Here is a 15,496-nt window from a genome sequence, read left to right on the forward strand (position 1 = left end):
CCGATCGCCCGCCCGCCGAACCGGACGGGCCGGACGGTCAGTGGGGCAGGTGGTGGGTGGTGGGTACGGCGGCGGTGATCCGCACCGTCGTACCGGTCGGCCCGGTGTCGATCGTCATCTCGTCGCTCAACTGCCGGGTGAGCCAGAGCCCCCAGCCGCCGGTACTGTCCGGCGCGGGGCGGGACTCGTCGTCCAGCCGGGCGGGGGTGATCCCCGGTCCGGCGTCGGTGACCTCACAGCACAGCATCCCCGGCTGGCGCCAGAGTCGGAGCCGGCCCTGGCCGCCCCCGTGCCGCACCGCGTTGGTGATCAGTTCGTTGACCGCGAGTACGAAGTCGTCGAGGCGTTCTCCGGCCAGCCCGGCAGCCTGCGCGCAGCCCGCAACGTCGTGCCGCAGACCGGTCACCCGGTCCCGGTCGAAGGCTACGGCGATGAGGGGGTCAACTTCTATGGGCACCACGGTACGCCGTCTCAGGTGGTCAGCGTCCGTCATGACCCCGTCCTGCGGCTCGTCTCGAGAGGTGAGGTGGCATTTCCACCTTACGTCAGGGTATGCACCAGCGACCGGAGGCAACCTCCGGGCGGCCGGCGGTGGTGAGGTCCCGTGGCCCGTCCCACGTCCCGGCCGGTATGGCATGGTCATCGCCATGCCGTCCGAGCCCGGCAGCCTCCAGGTCCCCCTCTGGCGGGCTCTTGCCGTCTTCCGGTTCGCCTCGCTGGCGTACGTGGGGATCCTGGTGCTGCGCAACGCCGCCGGGTACGCGCATCCGATCGCCGCGCTGCCGGTACTGCTCCTGATGCTCGGCTGGACCGTGCTGGCCGCGTACGCCTATGCCCGGCCGGCCTGGCGTGGCTGGCCGCTGCTCCTCGCGGACCTGCTCGCCGCCCTCGGCGTCCTGCTGGTCACCCCGTTCGTGGTGGGTCACGCGGCGATGACCGGCGGCGGGCCCACCCTGGGCGTCGCCTGGGTGGGCGGTCCGGTCGTGGCCTGGGCGATCTCCGGTGGGCGGCGCCGGGGCACGGTCGCGGCGCTGCTACTGGCCGGCGCCGACCTGGTGGTCCGGGGTGGGTTCAACCAGTCCTGGCTGAACGGTGCCACGCTGATGCTGCTGGCCGCCCTCGCCGTCGGGCACGTCGCCCGGTTGGCGGTCACCGCCGAGGAGCGGTTGCAGCGGGCGGTCGAGTTGGAGGCGGCCACCCGGGAACGCGAGCGGCTCGCCCGGGGCATCCACGACTCGGTGCTCCAGGTCCTCGCGCTCGTCCAGCGGCGTGGGGCACACCTCGACGGGGAGGCCGGTGAACTGGCCCGACTGGCCGGGGAGCAGGAGGCGGCGCTCCGTTCGTTGATCACCACCCGGCCGGCCGACGACGGTGGGAACTGCGCCCTCGACCTGCGGACCGTCCTCGCCCGGTACACCGCACCGACGGTCTCGATCGCCGCACCTGCCACCCCGGTCTGGTTGCCGGACCGGCTCGCCCGGGAGGTGGGCGCGGCGGTGGGCGCGGCCCTGGACAACGTGGCCCGGCACGCCGGCGGGCAGGCCTGGGTGCTGGTCGAGGAGGAACCGGACGCGGTCACCGTCTCGGTACGCGACGAGGGGCCGGGTATCCCGCCCGGTCGACTCGCCGAAGCGGCCGACCAGGGACGGCTCGGGGTGGCCCAGTCGATCCAGGCCCGACTGGCCGAGCTGGGCGGCTCAGCACGGATCCACTCGACGCCGGGGGAGGGTACCGAGGTGGAGCTGATCGTCCCCCGTCCACCCGGTTGAGCCGCCGTCGGCCGGCGGTCGCCAGGGCCAACATGAGGGTTCCTACCCTTGAGGCATGAGTGAACCGACGCCGGTCCGGGTGATGGTGGTCGACGACCACCCGATGTGGCGGGAGGGCGTGGCTCGGGACCTCACCGAGGCGGGCCACCTGGTGGTCGCCACCAGTGGTGAGGGACGTCAGGCGGTACGCATCGCCGCCGCCGTCCGCCCCGACGTGGTGGTGCTCGACCTCCAGCTACCGGACGTCTCCGGGGTGGAGGTGATCCGTCGGCTGGTCACCGCGCTGCCGGAGGTACGGGTACTGATGCTCTCGGCCAGCGGTGAACAGCAGAGCGTCCTCGACGCGGTCAAGGCCGGGGCGACCGGGTACCTGCTCAAGTCGGCCTCACCCGCCGAGTTCCTCGACGCGGTGGGGCGTACCGCGCAGGGGGAACCGGTTTTCACACCCGGGCTGGCCGGGCTGGTGCTCGGGGAGTACCGGCGCCTGGCCAGCCAGCCGGGTCCGGCCGGTGGCCGGGAGGCCGCACCCCGGCTCACCGAGCGGGAGACCGAGGTGCTGCGTCTGGTCGCCAAGGGGATGTCGTACAAGCAGATCGCCCAGCGGCTCGGCCTGTCCCACCGGACGGTGCAGAACCACGTGCAGAACACGCTGGGCAAGTTGCAGCTACACAACCGGGTGGAGCTGACCCGGTACGCCATCGAGCAGGGGCTCGGCGACTGACCCGACCGCCAATAGCGTGGCCACCCCGGTCACCGGCCCGGGCGGGTCACTCCGGTCACCGGCCCGGGCGGATCACTCCGGTGGCCGGGTCTCGTGGATGGCCAGTTCCTCGGCCGACGCGCCGCCACCGGCGGAACCCGCGTCGTACGCGACCGAATCGGTCTCCTGGTCGGTGTGTGCCCCCTCGTCCGGTTCGACGAGCCGGCCAACCTGGTGGTCGGCCACCGTGCCCAGGTTGCCGTGATCGTAGATGGACACCGGCGACCTGGGGTCCGACGTCGGGCCGGGATTGAGCACGTCCGCGTCGAACTGGGCCTGCGCGGCGGCCTCCTCGCTGTCCGCCTCGGCGGCGATGTCCGGATCGACCGATCCGGCCAGCGGGTCGTCCACCGGTCGCTCCAGCCGTTCCCGGCCCAGCTTGTAGTCGAGTGACTCGCCGTCGAGCTGCTCCTCGGCGGTGTTGCCATACCGGTCGACGGCCACCGGGGACCGGTCACCCGGTAACTGCGCCGGGTTCGGACCGTCGGCTTCCCGCCCGGTGGAGACGTCGTCCTTGGCGGTCGAGTCGTCGTCGGCGGTGTCCGGTAGGCCGTCGGCCTCCGGGTCGGAGACGGGGGTCGGATAGTCGTCATTGCGCATGGCTGATCACTACCCACTGCCTCTGCCCGATAACCGGAACCAAGGTGGCAAAAGGAACGCTGACCGGCCGGTAACCTGCGGCTCAGTACTCTGCGGCGTCCTCCGGGTGGAGAACCGCCCAGACGACCTTGCCGTCCGAAACGGGCGTGTCACCCCACCGGCGGGCCACCGCGTCGATCAGCAGCAGCCCCCGGCCGCCGGTCGCGGTGGGCGAAACCAGCCCGGCGTACGCCGGACGCTCGGCCGACCAGTCCCGGACAGCCAGGCGCAGCGCCCCGTCGCGTACCGCGAGCCGCAGGGTCATCGGAGTGTGCGCGTGCGTGACGACGTTGTTCACCATCTCGGTCACCGCAATGCAGCCCGGTCCGGCCAGCTCCGGCACGCCCCACCGGAGGCAGGCGTCGGTGACCAGCTCACGGGCCTGTTTGGCGGCACCGACCGCCGGTTCGAGTGGCACGTCGAGCGGGGTCACCGGTACCGTCCCGGCCAACGCCTCGGCGGGGGTACGGGACACCGCCACGCCGTGCCCGGTCCAGTCCCGGGCGGCCATCCCGTTCTCCGCGCAGAGCAGCAACTCGGCCACCGGCCATTCGGCGGCTGCGGTGCGTACGTCGGCGAAGACGGCCCGGCTGTCCGGCCCGGTGGCCCGCAGCCCGGAGACCTCCACCACCAGCGGACCCGGATGGTCGGCCCGCCGGGCGAGCAGCATGTCCCGCAGCGAACGGGCACCCGCCGGATCGAGCGTCCCGGTGGCCCGGACCAGCGCACGCGACCCGTCGTTCGTCACGAGGCAGCGCACGTCGGTCGGCATGATCATCCCATTGTGCACCGCGCCGCCCGGTCGCGCATCCGGCCGATCAGCGGCGTACATCGGTCCACCCCGTCCGCCGGGTCGGGCCACGCCGGCGGTTCAGCGCGGCCACCGTACCGACCGCGGTACCGGCCACCGCCAGACCGAACGCGGCGGTCGACCGGACCGCCCGGCGCCGTCGCCCCTGCCAACCCCCGTCCCGGCCGGCGACCCCGCTGGGCCGGAAGACGTTACCGCTGCTCGGTGGGCTCGCCGCCGGCCCGAACTGGGTCTGCCGGGCGTACCAGCCGAGCAGTCGTTCGGCGAGGGCGGGGGCGAGCCGCCAGTGCAGACCGAGCAGGCGGGCCGAGCCCGGCGCGTACACCTCACGCCGTGGCCGTCGCAGCAGCCGGACGATGGTCTCGGCGACCACCTCCGGCGGGTACACCGGCGGTGGCGGGGTGACTTCCTGGCCGCTGTGGTTCGCGGCGTGCCGGAAGAAGGGGGTGTCGATGGTGAGCGGAAGGACCGTACAGACCGAGATGTTCGACCGGCCGGTGACCCGCAGTTCCTGCCGCACGGTGTCGGCGAGTCCGCGTACCCCGTGCTTCGCCGCGTTGTAGGCGGACTGGTACGGCATCGCCACCTCGGCGAGCACCGAGGCGTTCGTGACCAGGACGCCACCACCGGCCTCGGCCAGCCGGGGGAGTGCGGCCCGCATCCCGTTCGCCACCCCGAGCAGGTCCACCTCGATCACCCGGCGGAACTCCGCCGCCGGGATCTCCTCGAACAACCCGACCGTACCGACCGCCGCGTTGTTGATCCACGCGTCGATCCGGCCGAACCCGGCGACCGCCCGGGCAGCCAACTCCTCCACCGCCGCCGGGTCCGTGACGTCGGTGGGTACCACCAGCGCCGTCCCGCCGAGGGCCCGACACTGCTCGGCGACCACCGCCAGGGCGGATCCGCTCCGGGCGGCGAGGACGACGTTGGCCCCGCGCCGGACCAGCGCGTGCGCGAGGGCGGTACCGATGCCACTGGAGGCACCCGTGACCACCACGGTGGCGGCGTCGAGGCTGCGGGTCAGGGGCATTGTGTGTCGGTACCCCGGGCACCGTCCGGTCATGCGGCCCGTCGGGTCTCAATTCGGTCGCTGTGGCGTGACCTGGCTCTCCGTGGGCCGTCCCGTGCGCGGGTGCTCTTTTGGGCCGGGGCAGCCCACCGGGGCTGCGGGCCACCAGCGGTACCGCGGACCGCGTCCACCGGTCCGGCCCCGGCAGCACCCGACTTGGCAGGTTTCGGCTCGGCGCCGCCCGGTTAGTGGGACTCTCTGACCGGAGGACTCTCGGCTCGTCGTACCCATGGAGGTGACCCATGCGAGTGGGCCTCGTCTGCGCACATCCCGGCCCGCCCCGACCCGACGGGTCCACCGTCGGCACGCACCAGCACCTTGCCCGGGTGGCCGCCGAGCTGACCAGCCGGGGCCACGACGTACGGGTCTACGAACGACGCGACGATCCCGACCTGCCGCCCACCGAGGAACGCGGTGGCTACCGGGTGGAGCGGGTACCGGTCGGCCCGGCCAGCCCCACCCCGACCGCGAAACTGGTGCCGTACGTCGCGGAGTTCGGCCGGTGGTTGCGTGACCAGTGGTCGGGCGGTTGGACGCCGGACGTGGTGCACGGCCACTTCTGGATCGGCGGGCTCGCCGCCGCGAACGCGGTCCGGGAGACCTCGATCCCGGTGGTGCAGACGTTCCACTCGCTCGGCACCGAGCAGCAGCGCAGCCTCGGCGCGGCGTACCCCGGACCGCAGGAACGCATCCCGTTGGAGCGGGCGTTGACCCGGGCAGTCGACATCGCGGTCGCCCAGTGCTCCGACGAGGTGGACGAGCTGACCCGGATGGGCCTGCAACGTGCCTCGGTCGCGGTGGTGCCCGCCGGGGTCGACACCGGACACTTCCATCCCGACGGGGAGGCGGCACCCCGGGAACAGCGGGCCCGGATCCTGTCGGTCTGCGAACTCTCCCCCGGCCACGGGCAGGAGGACCTGATCCAGGCGATGCGGCTGGTCGGCGACGCGGAACTGGTCATCGCCGGCGGGCCGGCCCCGGGGACGCTCAACGGGCACGCCGAGGCCCGCCGGCTGCGGGAGCTGGCCCAGCGGGCCGGGGTGGGCGACCAGGTGCGCCTGGTGGGCGCGGTGCCGCACGACCAGATGCCGACCTGGTACCGCTCGGCCGACGTGGTTGCCTGCACGCCCCGGTACGCCGCCGCAGGGCGGGTGCCGCTGGAGGCGATGGCCTGCGGGGTGCCGGTGGTCGGCTACGCCCGGGGCGGGGTGGCGGACACCGTGGTGGACGAGGTGACCGGGCGGCTGGTCAAGCCGGGCGACGTACGCGGGCTCGGCATCACCCTGCGGCGACTGCTCGCCGACGACGCCGGCCGGTTCGCGTACGGCCACGCGGCGGTCGACCGGGTCCGGTGCAGCTACACCTGGGAGCGGACGGCCGGTGCGCTGGAGCGTCTCTACGAGCGGGTGGTACGCCGGCGCAAGCCGGTGGAGGCGGCCTGACCGGGGGCGCGGGCTGGCGGGGTGCGCGGCCTGACCGGGCCGGGCGGTCCGGCGGGTGCGCGGCCTGACCGGGTGTTAAGAAGGGCCCCTTCCTATACCGGAAGCGTTAAGCAGGGGCCCTTCCTTACTCGGGGCGGGTTGCTCCCGGCGGTCGGCGGTGGCGTGGTGGTGCTGCGGTTCGGCGTACCGGGTCAACCCGATCACCGAGGCCAGGGTGATCAGGAATCCGGCGGCGGCGAGCCACTCCCGCCCCGGCCAGATCTTGTCGTTGAGCAGCAGCAGCCCGACGATCGCGGCGGGTACCGCACCGGCGGCGTCCATCGCGGCCACCGCCGCCGTGGTCGACCCACGCTGCATGGCCAGCCCGAGCAGCAACTGCCCGACGATGGAGTGCGCGATCAGCAGGTAGAGCAGCGGGTCGCGGAGGAAGGCGTCCCAGGTGGGGGCCGAGGCCAGCGGTCGGGCGGCCACTGCGGCGGCGGAGAACGCCAGTCCGGCCAGCGAGCCGAGCGCCACCGAGCCGGGCGCGCCGTGCAGGCGTACCGCGAAGAAGCCGAGCACGGCGATCACCGCCAGCGCCACCGCCAGGGCGATCAGGCCGGCCGTACCGAGCTGTTTCGACGGTGCCGGACGGGCCGACAGCACCAGTGCGGAAATCCCGGTGAAGAGGAGCACCAGCAGGGCGATCTCGGCGGCCGGGAGGCGCCACTTGAGCACCACCACCCCGAGCACCGCGGTCACCCCGAGGCCGGCCGCGACGCTGGCCTGGACGAGGAAGAGCGGCAGGTCCCGCCGGGCCAGGAAGGCGAGCACGAACCCGAGCATCTGGCAGCCGAGCCCGATCAGGTAGGTGCGGTGGCCGGCGAGCCGCAGCAGCAGCCCCGGGTCGAAGGTGTGGTGCACGGTCGTCCGGGTCGCCGCGACGGACTGGAGCAGGTTGGCGACGCCGTACGCGGCGATCATCGCCGTGAGGAACCACCAGCCCGAGGAGACCACCTGGCGAGGATAGAGGTTGCCGCCGGGGTGCGCGCGGTGGGCTGACCGGGCCCCGACAGGATCTCGGCGTACAGCGGGAGGCGTGCTAGCCGAGCCGGGACAGGATCTCGGCGTGCAGCGGACCGTTGGTCGCCACCGAACTGCCGTCGCCCGGGGCGGGCCGACCGGTCAGGTCGGTGAACGTCCCGCCGGCCTCGGTGACGATCGGGACCAGCGCGGCGATGTCCCACAGCGACAGCTCCGGCTCGACCATCACGTCCAGCGCACCCTCGGCCAGCAGCATGTAACCGTAGAAGTCGCCGTACGCCCGGGTGCGCCAGCAGGCCCGCAGCACGTCCAGCATGGCGGGGAGCCGGCCGGCCGCCTCCCAGCCGTCCAACGAGGCGTAGCAGAAGCTGGCGTCGGCGAGCTGCCGTACGCCGGAGACCCGGATCGGGGTGCCGCCCGGGGCGTCCGGTCCGGCGTACGCCCCTGCACCGGTCGCGCCCCACCAGCGGCGGCCCAGCGCGGGGGCGGAGACCAGACCGAGCACCGGCCGGTCGTCCTCCAGCAACGCGATCAGGGTCGCCCAGATGGGTACGCCCCGGATGTAGTTCTTCGTGCCGTCGATCGGATCGACCACCCACCGGCGGCCACCGGTACCGGCCGTCGCACCGAACTCCTCGCCGATGATCCCGTCGGCGGGGCGCTGCGCGGCCAGCAGCGCGCGGATCTCGCGCTCCACGGCGGTGTCCGCGTCGGAGACCGGGGTCAGGTCGGGTTTCGCATCCACCCGCAGGTCAAGGGCCCGGAACCGGTCCATCGAGACGGCGTCCGCGCGGTCGGCGAGCGTGTGGGCGAGGGCGAGGTCGTCGGCGTACCCGGTCATGCCGGTCACGCTAGTCGACCCGCGTCGACCCGCCGTGGTGGACCGCCGGGGCGTCCAACCGCCGGACGACCGGACCGCCGGACGACCGGACCGCTCGACCGCCGGCTGGGCCGGCTATTCGGCGATGCCCGACCAAGAGGCCAGCAGCCGGCGGTACGACGCCAGCCGGCGCGGGTCGGCCCGGCCGGCCGCGACCCAGGCGTCCAGCGCGCAGTCCGGGTCGTCGGCCCGGTGCCCGCAGTTGACCGGACAGTCGACCGTCCCCTCGACCAGGTCGGGGAACCCGTGCAGCAGACTGTCGGCGGAGACGTGGGCCAGCCCGAAGCTGCGTACCCCCGGGGTGTCCACGATCCAGCCGGGATCGGTCCGCCCGTCGCCCACCGGTGGCAGCCGCAGGGCCACCGCGCTGGTCGAGGTGTGCCGCCCCCGGCCGATCGCGCTCACCGTGCCCACCGCCCGGGCGGCGTCCGGCACCAGCCGGTTGACCAGCGTCGACTTGCCCACCCCGGAGTGCCCGACCAGCACCGAGACCTGCCCGGTCAGCCGGTCGCGCACCTCGCCGAGGTCGGAATCCGGGCGGACCAGCACGTACCGCAGGTCCAGCTCGGCGTAGTAGTCGAGCACCGGCTCCGGGCCGGCCAGGTCGGCCTTGGTCAGGCAGAGCAGCGGGGCGACCCCGGCGTCGTACGCGGCGACCAGGCAGCGGTCGATGAACCCGGTGCGCGGCGGTGGATCGGCCAGCGAGCCGACGATGACGAGCTGGTCGGCGTTGGCCACGATGACGCGCTCCAGCCGCCCCTCGGCGGTGGTGTCGTCGTCGTCCGCACTACGCCGCAGCACCGAGGTCCGTTCGGCGATCCGGACGATCCGGGCCAGTGCCCCGGGCACCCCGGAGGTGTCCCCGACCAGTCCGACCCGGTCCCCGACCACCACCGACTTGCGGCCCAGTTCGCGGGCCCGCATCGCGGTGATGGTGCCCCCCTCCGGCAGGCCGGTGTCCGGGGCGCCGGCCAGCACGCAGGTGTACCGGCCCCGGTCCACGGCGATCACGAACCCGTCGACCGCGTCGGCGTGCTGGGGGCGGGTACGCGTGCGCGGGCGGGACGACCGCCCGGGTCGTACCCGTACGTCGTCCTCGTCGTACTCCCGCCGCTTGCCCGCCAGGACGGTCCCCTTCCGCGTCGGCCTACCGGTCGGCCCCTCCGGCCACCATTGCTGACCATAGCGCCGGGAAGTCCGGCATGGTCTTCGAGGTGCACCCCACGTCGCTCAGCTCGACCCCCGGCACGGCCAGCCCGATGACTGCGGCGGCGTGCGCGAGGCGGTGGTCGTCGTAGGTGCGGAACGCCGTACCGCGCAACGGACGGGGGCGGATCTCCAGGCCGTCGGCGGACTCGGTGACGTCCGCGCCGAGGGCGGTGAACTCTGCGGCCAGGGCGGCCAGCCGGTCGGTCTCGTGCCCCCGGATGTGCCCGACGCCGTACAACCGCGACGGCGAGTCGGCGAGCGTGGCCAGCGCGGCCAGCACCGGGGTCAGCTCGCTGACGTCGGAGAGGTCGGCGTCCAGCCCGTGCACGGTGCCGGTGCCCCGTACGGTCAGTCCGTCGGTGTCCAGGGTCACCTCGGCGCCCATCCGGGCCAGCAGGTCGCGCAGCGTGTCCACCGGCTGGGCGCTGCTGCGCGGCCAGTCCCGCAGGGTCACCGAGCCCCCGGTGACCAGGGCGGCGGCGAAGAACGGCACGGCGCCGGACAGGTCCGGCTCGATCTGCCAGCTCCGGGCGGAGAGCCGGCCGGGCTCGACCGTCCAGACATCCGGCTCGCTGTCGTCGACCGCCGCTCCGGCGGCCCGCAGCATCTGCACGGTCATCCGCAGGTGCGGGGCGGACGGCACCGGCGGGCCGACGTGCCGGACCACCACGCCCCGGTCGAACGCCGGGGCGGCGAGCAGCAGGCCGGAGACCAGCTGGCTGGAGGCGGAGGCGTCGATGACCACCTCACCGCCGGTCACCCCGCCGGTGCCGTACACGGTCAGCGGCAGTCCACCGGAGGGGGCGGAGTCGATCCGGACGCCGAGGGAACGCAGGGCCCCGGTCAACGGCCCGAGCGGGCGCTTGCGGGCGTGCGGGTCCCCGTCGAAGGTGACCGGCCCGTCGGACAGGGCGGCCACCGGCGGCACGAAGCGCATGATGGTGCCGGCGAGCCCGACGTCGACGTGCGCCGGCCCGTGCAGCGGGTTGGGGCGGACCAGCCAGCGCTCGTCGTCGGCGATCGAGACGTGTACGCCCATCGCGCGCAGCCCGCCCGCCATGAGCTCGGTGTCCCGGGCGCGCAGCGGGCGGAGCAGGGTCGACGGGCCGGTGCCCAGCGCGCTGAGCACCAGGGCGCGGGCGGTCATCGACTTGGAGCCGGGTAACCGGAGGGTCGCCGTGATCGGATCGGAGGCGGTCGGGGCGGTCCACGGCTGCGGCGGCCGGGTCGCGGTCAGGTTCGCCACCCGTCCATTCTGCCCCGGCGCGGCCCTTTCGCGGCGGGTCGCCCGGTGCCGGTCCCGGCTGGCGGGACGGTGACCGCGCGTTGCGGCGGGACAGTGGATCAGCCGGCGGGGCGCTAACGTACCCGCCATGTGCGGAAGGTACGCGACGACCCGCAGCGCGGCGGACCTCGGCGCGCTCTTCGAGGCGTACGACGACAGCGGCGGACGGCTGGCCGTCGACTACAACGTCGCGCCGACCACCCCGGTGCCGGTCGTGCGGGTGGCCGACGGGGTGCGCACCCTCTCCCTGGCCCGGTGGGGCCTGGTGCCCTCTTGGGCGAAGACCCCGACCGGCGGTGCCCGCATGATCAACGCACGGGTGGAGACGGTCGCCACCAGCCAGGCGTACGCCGCCCCGTTCCACCGGCACCGCTGCCTCGTGCCGGCGGACGGCTGGTACGAGTGGGTCCGTGCGGAGGACGGCCGCAAGCAGCCCTACTACCTGACCCCGGGAGACGGCCGGGTGCTCGCCTTCGCCGGTCTCTGGTCGGTGTGGCGGGGCGCCGACACGCCGCTGACCACCTGCACCGTGCTCACCACCGGGGCGGCCGGGGCGCTGGCCGCGGTGCACCCCCGGATGCCGTTGCTGCTGCCCGAGGAGCGCTGGGCAGCCTGGTTGGCCGAGGGGCCGGGCTCGCCGGAACTGCTGGTCGCGCCGGACGAGGAGTGGCTGGCCGGGATCGAGATCCGGCCGGTCGGGGCAGCCGTCGGCAACGTCCGCAACAACGGTCCGCAGCTCATCGAGCGGGTGTCCGTACCGTCGCCCCGGGCGACCGCCGACCCGGCGGAAATGACGCTGTTCTGATCGCCTTCGGTCGCATTGTCGCGTACTAATTTGCCATCATTCCAACCGGATCGTCGGCCAATTAATTAGGCCAGTTTCCGGTGAACCCTTGTCCCGTCCCCGCTAAGTGCGATAGAACACAGCGCCGGTGGTGGGTGTCGATTCGCACGGGGCGGGCGATGTTCATCGATGGGCCGGTCCCACGGGGGAGGTGGGTGGATGACACGGGCGCGAATGCCCCGTCCGCATGAGGTGGATGCCGCACGACGTGACCCGAGGTTGCTGCGTGCGATCAGTGAACGACGACTGGACGACGCCTGGCGTACCCGAGGCACCTGCCAGAGCGTCGATCCGGAGACATTCTTCCCGGCGCCGAACGAGCCGGCGGACACCGCCATCGCGCTCTGCCGGACCTGCGACGTGCAGGGGCCCTGCCTGGCCTGGGCGCTGGAGGTCGGCGACTGCCACGGCGTGTGGGGTGGCACGACACCCCGGGAACGCCGGGCGATGCTGGTGGCCTGGCGCAGTGAGGTGGTACCCGATCCGGACGCGGCCGACGACGCCGGTCCCCCGGTGCGCGACCGCCTGCTCACCCTGATGCCGCTCAGCCGCTGAGCCGTCCTCCGCCCGGTGACCGAACCGGGCGGCACAATGACCCGGTGCCCGACGAGACCCAGCGGATCGAAACGTCGCGTGGCCCTGCCCGGGTCGACCTGGACCACCCGGCCGGCGAGCCGTTGAGCCTGCTCGTTCTCGGACACGGTGCGGGTGGGGACACCGACGCCCCGGATCTGGTCGCGGTGACCGGCGCGACGCAGGACGCCGGGGTGCTGGTGGCCCGGGTGACCCAGCCGTACCGGGTCGCCGGGCGTCGCGCGCCCGCCCCGGCGGGTCACCTCGACGAGGCCTGGACGACCGTGCTCCGGCACCTGCGGGAGCGGTTCCGGCCCGGCGTCCCGCTGGTCGTCGGCGGACGTTCCAGCGGTGCCCGGGTGGCCTGCCGGACCGCCGTGACGCTCGGTGCGGACGCGGTGCTGGCGCTGGCCTTCCCGCTGCACCCGCCGGGTCGCCCCGAGCGCAGCCGGGCCGACGAGTTGGCCACCGGGCTGCCCACGCTGGTGGTCAACGGCGACCGGGACCCGTTCGGCCTGCCGGCTGCGTCCGGGACGGTACGGGTCGAGGTGCGCCCCGGTGAACGGCACGACCTACGGCGCGACCCGGCGGGTACGGCGGCGGTGGTGCTCGGGTGGCTGCGGGCGTACGGCTGGGCCCGCTGAACCGTTGCCCGGATGATCCGGCGGGTACGCCGGGCGTTTCCCTGGCCGGCGCAGGTCGTTGCATTCGGTGGTGCCGGCCGGCGTGCCCGCCGACCGCGCCATCCTCCCAGGTCCTTCCTGGTCCCGGCGGTGACTCCCGGTGGTCGCCGGGACCAGGGAGAGGGCGGTGGGTGGAATGCGCCGCCGGTGGCCGGGTGTTACCCCCTTTCGGGAGCAACACCGAGGCGAGGGGGTTGACCGGTGCCGACCGAGACACGGAGCCCGGACTGCGACAGGCAGGCGGAACAGCTGCGAGAGCTGTTGCACGGTCCGGCGTGGCCGGTGTCACCGCCGGCCGTCGGAGCTGCGGTGAGTACCAGCACACCCGGCGGAAGTGAATCTACGGCCCGGCCGTTGCGCGTATCCTCGGCGAGACAGCAGCCGACGCGAGGAGATGTGCGGTTGACCACCGAGAAGACGGACGAGCGACGGGCTCGCTTCGAGCGGGACGCACTGCCCTTCGTCGATCAGCTCTACGCTGCCGGGCTGCGGATGACCCGTAACCCGGCCGACGCGGAGGACCTGGTCCAGGAGACGTACCTGAAGGCCTTCGCGGCCTTCCACCAGTTCGAGCAGGGCACCAACCTGAAGGCCTGGCTCTACCGGATCCTGACCAACACCTACATCAACTCCTACCGTCGCCGGCAGCGCCAGCCGATCCAGGCGCCCACCGAGGAGATCACCGACTGGCAGCTCGCCGAGGCCGAGTCGCACACCTCCAGCGGCCTGCGTTCGGCGGAGACCGAGGCGCTGGACCGGTTGCCGGACACCGACGTCAAGGAGGCGCTCCAGCAGTTGCCCGAGGAGTTCCGGCTGGCGGTCTACCTGACCGACGTCGAGGGCTTTTCGTACAAGGAGGTCGCCGACATCATGGGTACACCCATCGGTACGGTGATGTCCCGGTTGCACCGTGGTCGGCGCAATCTGCGTAAGCTGCTTGAGCGCTATGCCGCCGAGCGTGGCTTCACGGCCGCCCAGCCGGGTGGGTCGACCGCTGCGGCGAGCCGGGAGGTATGACGTGAGCTGCGGAGATCCGCACGAGACCGACTGCCGCGAGGTGCTCGCCGAGGTCTACCTCTACCTGGATCTGGAATGCGTCGACGAGCGGCGTGAACTGATCCGGCACCACCTCGACGAGTGCGGACCGTGCCTGCGGGAGTACGGCATCGAGCAGGAGGTCAAGGCTCTCGTCGCCCGCTGCTGCGGCAACGAGACCGCTCCGACGGAACTGCGCGAGCGGCTCCGGGTCCGGCTCAGCGAACTGGTGGTCTTCGAGAGTTCGGAGTCCCGGGAACTCGCCGACTGAGAGGCCGTCAGGAATAGCCCAGCGGAAAGACGGGGGAACCCACCGGGCAATCCGCGCCGGCCGTGGCCGGGGTCGCGGGGAGTGCGGCCAGGCTGACCCGATCGACACACGGTGTACGGCCCGGATCCATCGGATCCGGGCCGTACGTTGTTTCGCCGGCTCAGGAGTTGGGGCGCTTGCCGTGGTTCGCCGAGCTCTTCTTCCGGGCCTTCTTCTTCCGGGCCTTCTTGGCCATGTCGACCTCCTTGTTCGCTGGTCATCGTCCGCGTGGGTACGGCCGCGGCGCCGCCGGGCCCCCGTGGCGGCTCCGACCCGCTGATGCTAGTCGCGTCCGCTCGGCCACTGGCGTGGGCCGGCACATGATTGGATACCGTTCGCATGCACACTCGCTGACGAGGGAGGGCCGCGCCGTGGCCGAGGAAATCCGCGCCGAGATGGTGGCGAACGTCTGGAAGGTGGTCGTGTCCACCGGGGACACGGTGTCCGAGGGCGACACGCTGGTCATCCTGGAGTCCATGAAGATGGAGATCCCGGTGGTGGCGGAGTCCGACGGCGTCGTCGCGCAGCTCGCGGTGAACGAGGGTGACGTGGTGCAGGACGGTGATCTGATCGCGGTGATCGGTTGACCAGCCCGCTCGTGCGGACCGCCGAGCCCGCCGACTTCCCGGCGGTCGCCCGACTGACCCTCGCCGCCTACCGCGCCGACGGTCAGTTGGAGAGCGACGACGGCTATTCGACGGTACTCGCGGATGTGGCGACCCGGGCCAGTAACGGTACGGTCCTGGTCGCTGCGGATCCGGCCACCGGGGAACTGCTCGGCTCGGTGACGTTCGTGTTGCCGGGCAGCCGGTACGCCGAAATCTCCGGCCCCGGTGAGGCCGAGTTCCGGATGCTGGCGGTGCACCCCGAGGCGCAGGGGCGCGGTGCCGGGGAGCTGCTGATCCGGGCGTGCGCCGAACGGGCCGTCCGGTTGGGTTGCCGGGCGCTGGTGATCTGCACCCGGCAGGGGTTCGCCGGCGCCGCCCAGCGCATCTACACCCGGCTGGGCTTCACCCGGATACCCGAGCGGGACTGGTCCCCGGCGCCGGGTGTGGACCTGATGGCGCTCCGGCTGGACCTGACCGGCGGTGACCCGGTCCCGGCCGGTGTCGGATCGCCGTCCGGCCGGTCCGGCTACCGTCCGGCATCCGGATAACGTCG

17 protein-coding genes and 2 pseudogenes are annotated in these 15,496 nt (G+C 73.2%); 10 read left to right on the forward strand and 9 right to left on the reverse strand.

Features of this window, described 5'->3' with window-relative positions:
• Positions 1-37: 37 nt before the first annotated feature.
• Positions 38-493, reverse strand: coding sequence for an ATP-binding protein (locus V6U90_RS06920; protein ID WP_334432307.1), 456 nt, complete (start codon positions 491-493; stop codon positions 38-40).
• A 154-nt stretch (positions 494-647) separates the two neighbouring features.
• On the opposite strand from V6U90_RS06920, the gene macS reads away from it, so the two are divergent.
• Together macS and V6U90_RS06930 are read left to right on the forward strand one after the other, a co-directional pair.
• Positions 648-1,769, forward strand: coding sequence for a MacS family sensor histidine kinase (macS, locus tag V6U90_RS06925; protein ID WP_334432309.1), 1,122 nt, complete (start codon positions 648-650; stop codon positions 1,767-1,769).
• Positions 1,770-1,824: 55 nt separating this feature from the next.
• Positions 1,825-2,490, forward strand: coding sequence for a response regulator transcription factor (locus tag V6U90_RS06930; protein WP_334432311.1), 666 nt, complete (start codon positions 1,825-1,827; stop codon positions 2,488-2,490).
• 72 nt (positions 2,491-2,562) lie between these two features.
• Here the strand turns inward: V6U90_RS06930 and V6U90_RS06935 are convergent, their stop codons facing one another.
• From V6U90_RS06935 to V6U90_RS06945, 3 genes are all read right to left on the reverse strand, one after another.
• Positions 2,563-3,129, reverse strand: coding sequence for a DUF5709 domain-containing protein (locus tag V6U90_RS06935; protein ID WP_334432314.1), 567 nt, complete (start codon positions 3,127-3,129; stop codon positions 2,563-2,565).
• A gap of 82 nt (positions 3,130-3,211) precedes the next feature.
• Complete coding sequence (locus tag V6U90_RS06940; protein WP_334432316.1) at positions 3,212-3,940, reverse strand: ATP-binding protein; 729 nt, start codon at positions 3,938-3,940, stop codon at positions 3,212-3,214.
• Between the two features lie 46 nt (positions 3,941-3,986).
• Positions 3,987-5,012: an SDR family oxidoreductase gene (locus tag V6U90_RS06945; protein ID WP_334432318.1), complete on the reverse strand. Its 1,026-nt coding sequence runs from the start codon at positions 5,010-5,012 to the stop codon at positions 3,987-3,989.
• Positions 5,013-5,293: 281 nt separating this feature from the next.
• On the opposite strand from V6U90_RS06945, the gene V6U90_RS06950 reads away from it, so the two are divergent.
• Positions 5,294-6,493, forward strand: coding sequence for a glycosyltransferase (locus V6U90_RS06950; RefSeq protein WP_334432320.1), 1,200 nt, complete (start codon positions 5,294-5,296; stop codon positions 6,491-6,493).
• Here the strand turns inward: V6U90_RS06950 and V6U90_RS06955 are convergent.
• The 4 genes and pseudogenes from V6U90_RS06955 to aroA form a co-directional block, all read right to left on the reverse strand.
• Positions 6,448-7,456, reverse strand: a pseudogene (locus V6U90_RS06955) (hypothetical protein). The gene V6U90_RS06950 and the pseudogene V6U90_RS06955 sit on opposite strands and share 46 nt — an antisense overlap.
• A 118-nt stretch (positions 7,457-7,574) precedes the next feature.
• Positions 7,575-8,357 (reverse strand): histidinol-phosphatase, encoded by a 783-nt coding sequence (gene hisN, locus V6U90_RS06960; RefSeq protein WP_334432323.1) that lies wholly within the window; start codon positions 8,355-8,357, stop codon positions 7,575-7,577.
• 114 nt (positions 8,358-8,471) lie between these two features.
• A complete protein-coding gene (gene rsgA, locus V6U90_RS06965; protein WP_334432325.1) occupies positions 8,472-9,407 on the reverse strand; it encodes a ribosome small subunit-dependent GTPase A in 936 nt (311 codons plus the stop codon).
• A 136-nt stretch (positions 9,408-9,543) separates the two neighbouring features.
• The gene (aroA, locus tag V6U90_RS06970) at positions 9,544-10,851 is read right to left on the reverse strand and encodes a 3-phosphoshikimate 1-carboxyvinyltransferase (RefSeq protein ID WP_334432328.1); all 1,308 of its coding nucleotides are present in this window, start codon (positions 10,849-10,851) and stop codon (positions 9,544-9,546) included.
• A gap of 127 nt (positions 10,852-10,978) precedes the next feature.
• Here aroA and V6U90_RS06975 point away from each other — a divergent pair, with 127 nt between their 5' ends.
• From V6U90_RS06975 to rsrA, 5 genes are all read left to right on the forward strand, one after another.
• Positions 10,979-11,695, forward strand: a complete 717-nt coding sequence (locus V6U90_RS06975; protein WP_334432331.1) for an SOS response-associated peptidase — start codon at positions 10,979-10,981, stop codon at positions 11,693-11,695.
• 198 nt (positions 11,696-11,893) lie between these two features.
• Entirely contained in the window at positions 11,894-12,289 is a 396-nt protein-coding gene (locus V6U90_RS06980) for a WhiB family transcriptional regulator (protein ID WP_334432333.1), read from the forward strand.
• Positions 12,290-12,333: 44 nt separating this feature from the next.
• Positions 12,334-12,951 (forward strand): alpha/beta hydrolase family protein, encoded by a 618-nt coding sequence (locus V6U90_RS06985; RefSeq protein WP_334432335.1) that lies wholly within the window; start codon positions 12,334-12,336, stop codon positions 12,949-12,951.
• A gap of 240 nt (positions 12,952-13,191) precedes the next feature.
• On the forward strand, positions 13,192-14,007 hold the full coding sequence (locus V6U90_RS06990) for a sigma-70 family RNA polymerase sigma factor (protein WP_334432338.1): 816 nt from the start codon (positions 13,192-13,194) through the stop codon (positions 14,005-14,007).
• A gap of 1 nt (position 14,008) precedes the next feature.
• A complete protein-coding gene (rsrA, locus tag V6U90_RS06995; protein WP_334432341.1) occupies positions 14,009-14,296 on the forward strand; it encodes a mycothiol system anti-sigma-R factor in 288 nt (95 codons plus the stop codon).
• 160 nt (positions 14,297-14,456) lie between these two features.
• On the opposite strand, the gene V6U90_RS33905 is transcribed toward rsrA, so the two are convergent.
• A complete protein-coding gene (locus V6U90_RS33905; protein ID WP_369752275.1) occupies positions 14,457-14,531 on the reverse strand; it encodes a 50S ribosomal protein bL37 in 75 nt (24 codons plus the stop codon).
• Positions 14,532-14,655: 124 nt separating this feature from the next.
• On the opposite strand from V6U90_RS33905, the gene V6U90_RS07000 reads away from it, so the two are divergent.
• Both V6U90_RS07000 and V6U90_RS07005 read left to right on the forward strand, forming a co-directional pair.
• Entirely contained in the window at positions 14,656-14,922 is a 267-nt protein-coding gene (locus tag V6U90_RS07000; RefSeq protein WP_334432486.1) for a biotin/lipoyl-binding carrier protein, read from the forward strand.
• Positions 14,919-15,419, forward strand: a pseudogene (locus tag V6U90_RS07005) (GNAT family N-acetyltransferase); the annotation flags it as partial. The gene V6U90_RS07000 and the pseudogene V6U90_RS07005, both read left to right, overlap by 4 nt.
• Positions 15,420-15,496 lie beyond the last annotated feature (77 nt).

It is taken from the genome of Micromonospora sp. CPCC 206060 (genome assembly GCF_036906895.1).
GTDB lineage: Bacteria > Actinomycetota > Actinomycetes > Mycobacteriales > Micromonosporaceae > Micromonospora.

What these genes read in the sequence shown, in the direction of transcription:
- V6U90_RS06945 (WP_334432318.1), bottom strand. Translation starts at nt 5,012, where the DNA reads ATGCCCCTGACCCGCAGCCTCGACGCCGCCACCGTGGTGGTCACGGGT.
- V6U90_RS06930 (WP_334432311.1), top strand. Translation starts at nt 1,825, where the DNA reads ATGAGTGAACCGACGCCGGTCCGGGTGATGGTGGTCGACGACCACCCG.
- V6U90_RS07000 (WP_334432486.1), top strand. Translation starts at nt 14,656, where the DNA reads ATGATTGGATACCGTTCGCATGCACACTCGCTGACGAGGGAGGGCCGC.
- hisN (WP_334432323.1), bottom strand. Translation starts at nt 8,357, where the DNA reads ATGACCGGGTACGCCGACGACCTCGCCCTCGCCCACACGCTCGCCGAC.
- macS (WP_334432309.1), top strand. Translation starts at nt 648, where the DNA reads ATGCCGTCCGAGCCCGGCAGCCTCCAGGTCCCCCTCTGGCGGGCTCTT.
- V6U90_RS06975 (WP_334432331.1), top strand. Translation starts at nt 10,979, where the DNA reads ATGTGCGGAAGGTACGCGACGACCCGCAGCGCGGCGGACCTCGGCGCG.
- V6U90_RS06935 (WP_334432314.1), bottom strand. Translation starts at nt 3,129, where the DNA reads ATGCGCAATGACGACTATCCGACCCCCGTCTCCGACCCGGAGGCCGAC.
- V6U90_RS06940 (WP_334432316.1), bottom strand. Translation starts at nt 3,940, where the DNA reads ATGCCGACCGACGTGCGCTGCCTCGTGACGAACGACGGGTCGCGTGCG.
- V6U90_RS06980 (WP_334432333.1), top strand. Translation starts at nt 11,894, where the DNA reads ATGACACGGGCGCGAATGCCCCGTCCGCATGAGGTGGATGCCGCACGA.
- V6U90_RS06920 (WP_334432307.1), bottom strand. Translation starts at nt 493, where the DNA reads ATGACGGACGCTGACCACCTGAGACGGCGTACCGTGGTGCCCATAGAA.
- V6U90_RS06950 (WP_334432320.1), top strand. Translation starts at nt 5,294, where the DNA reads ATGCGAGTGGGCCTCGTCTGCGCACATCCCGGCCCGCCCCGACCCGAC.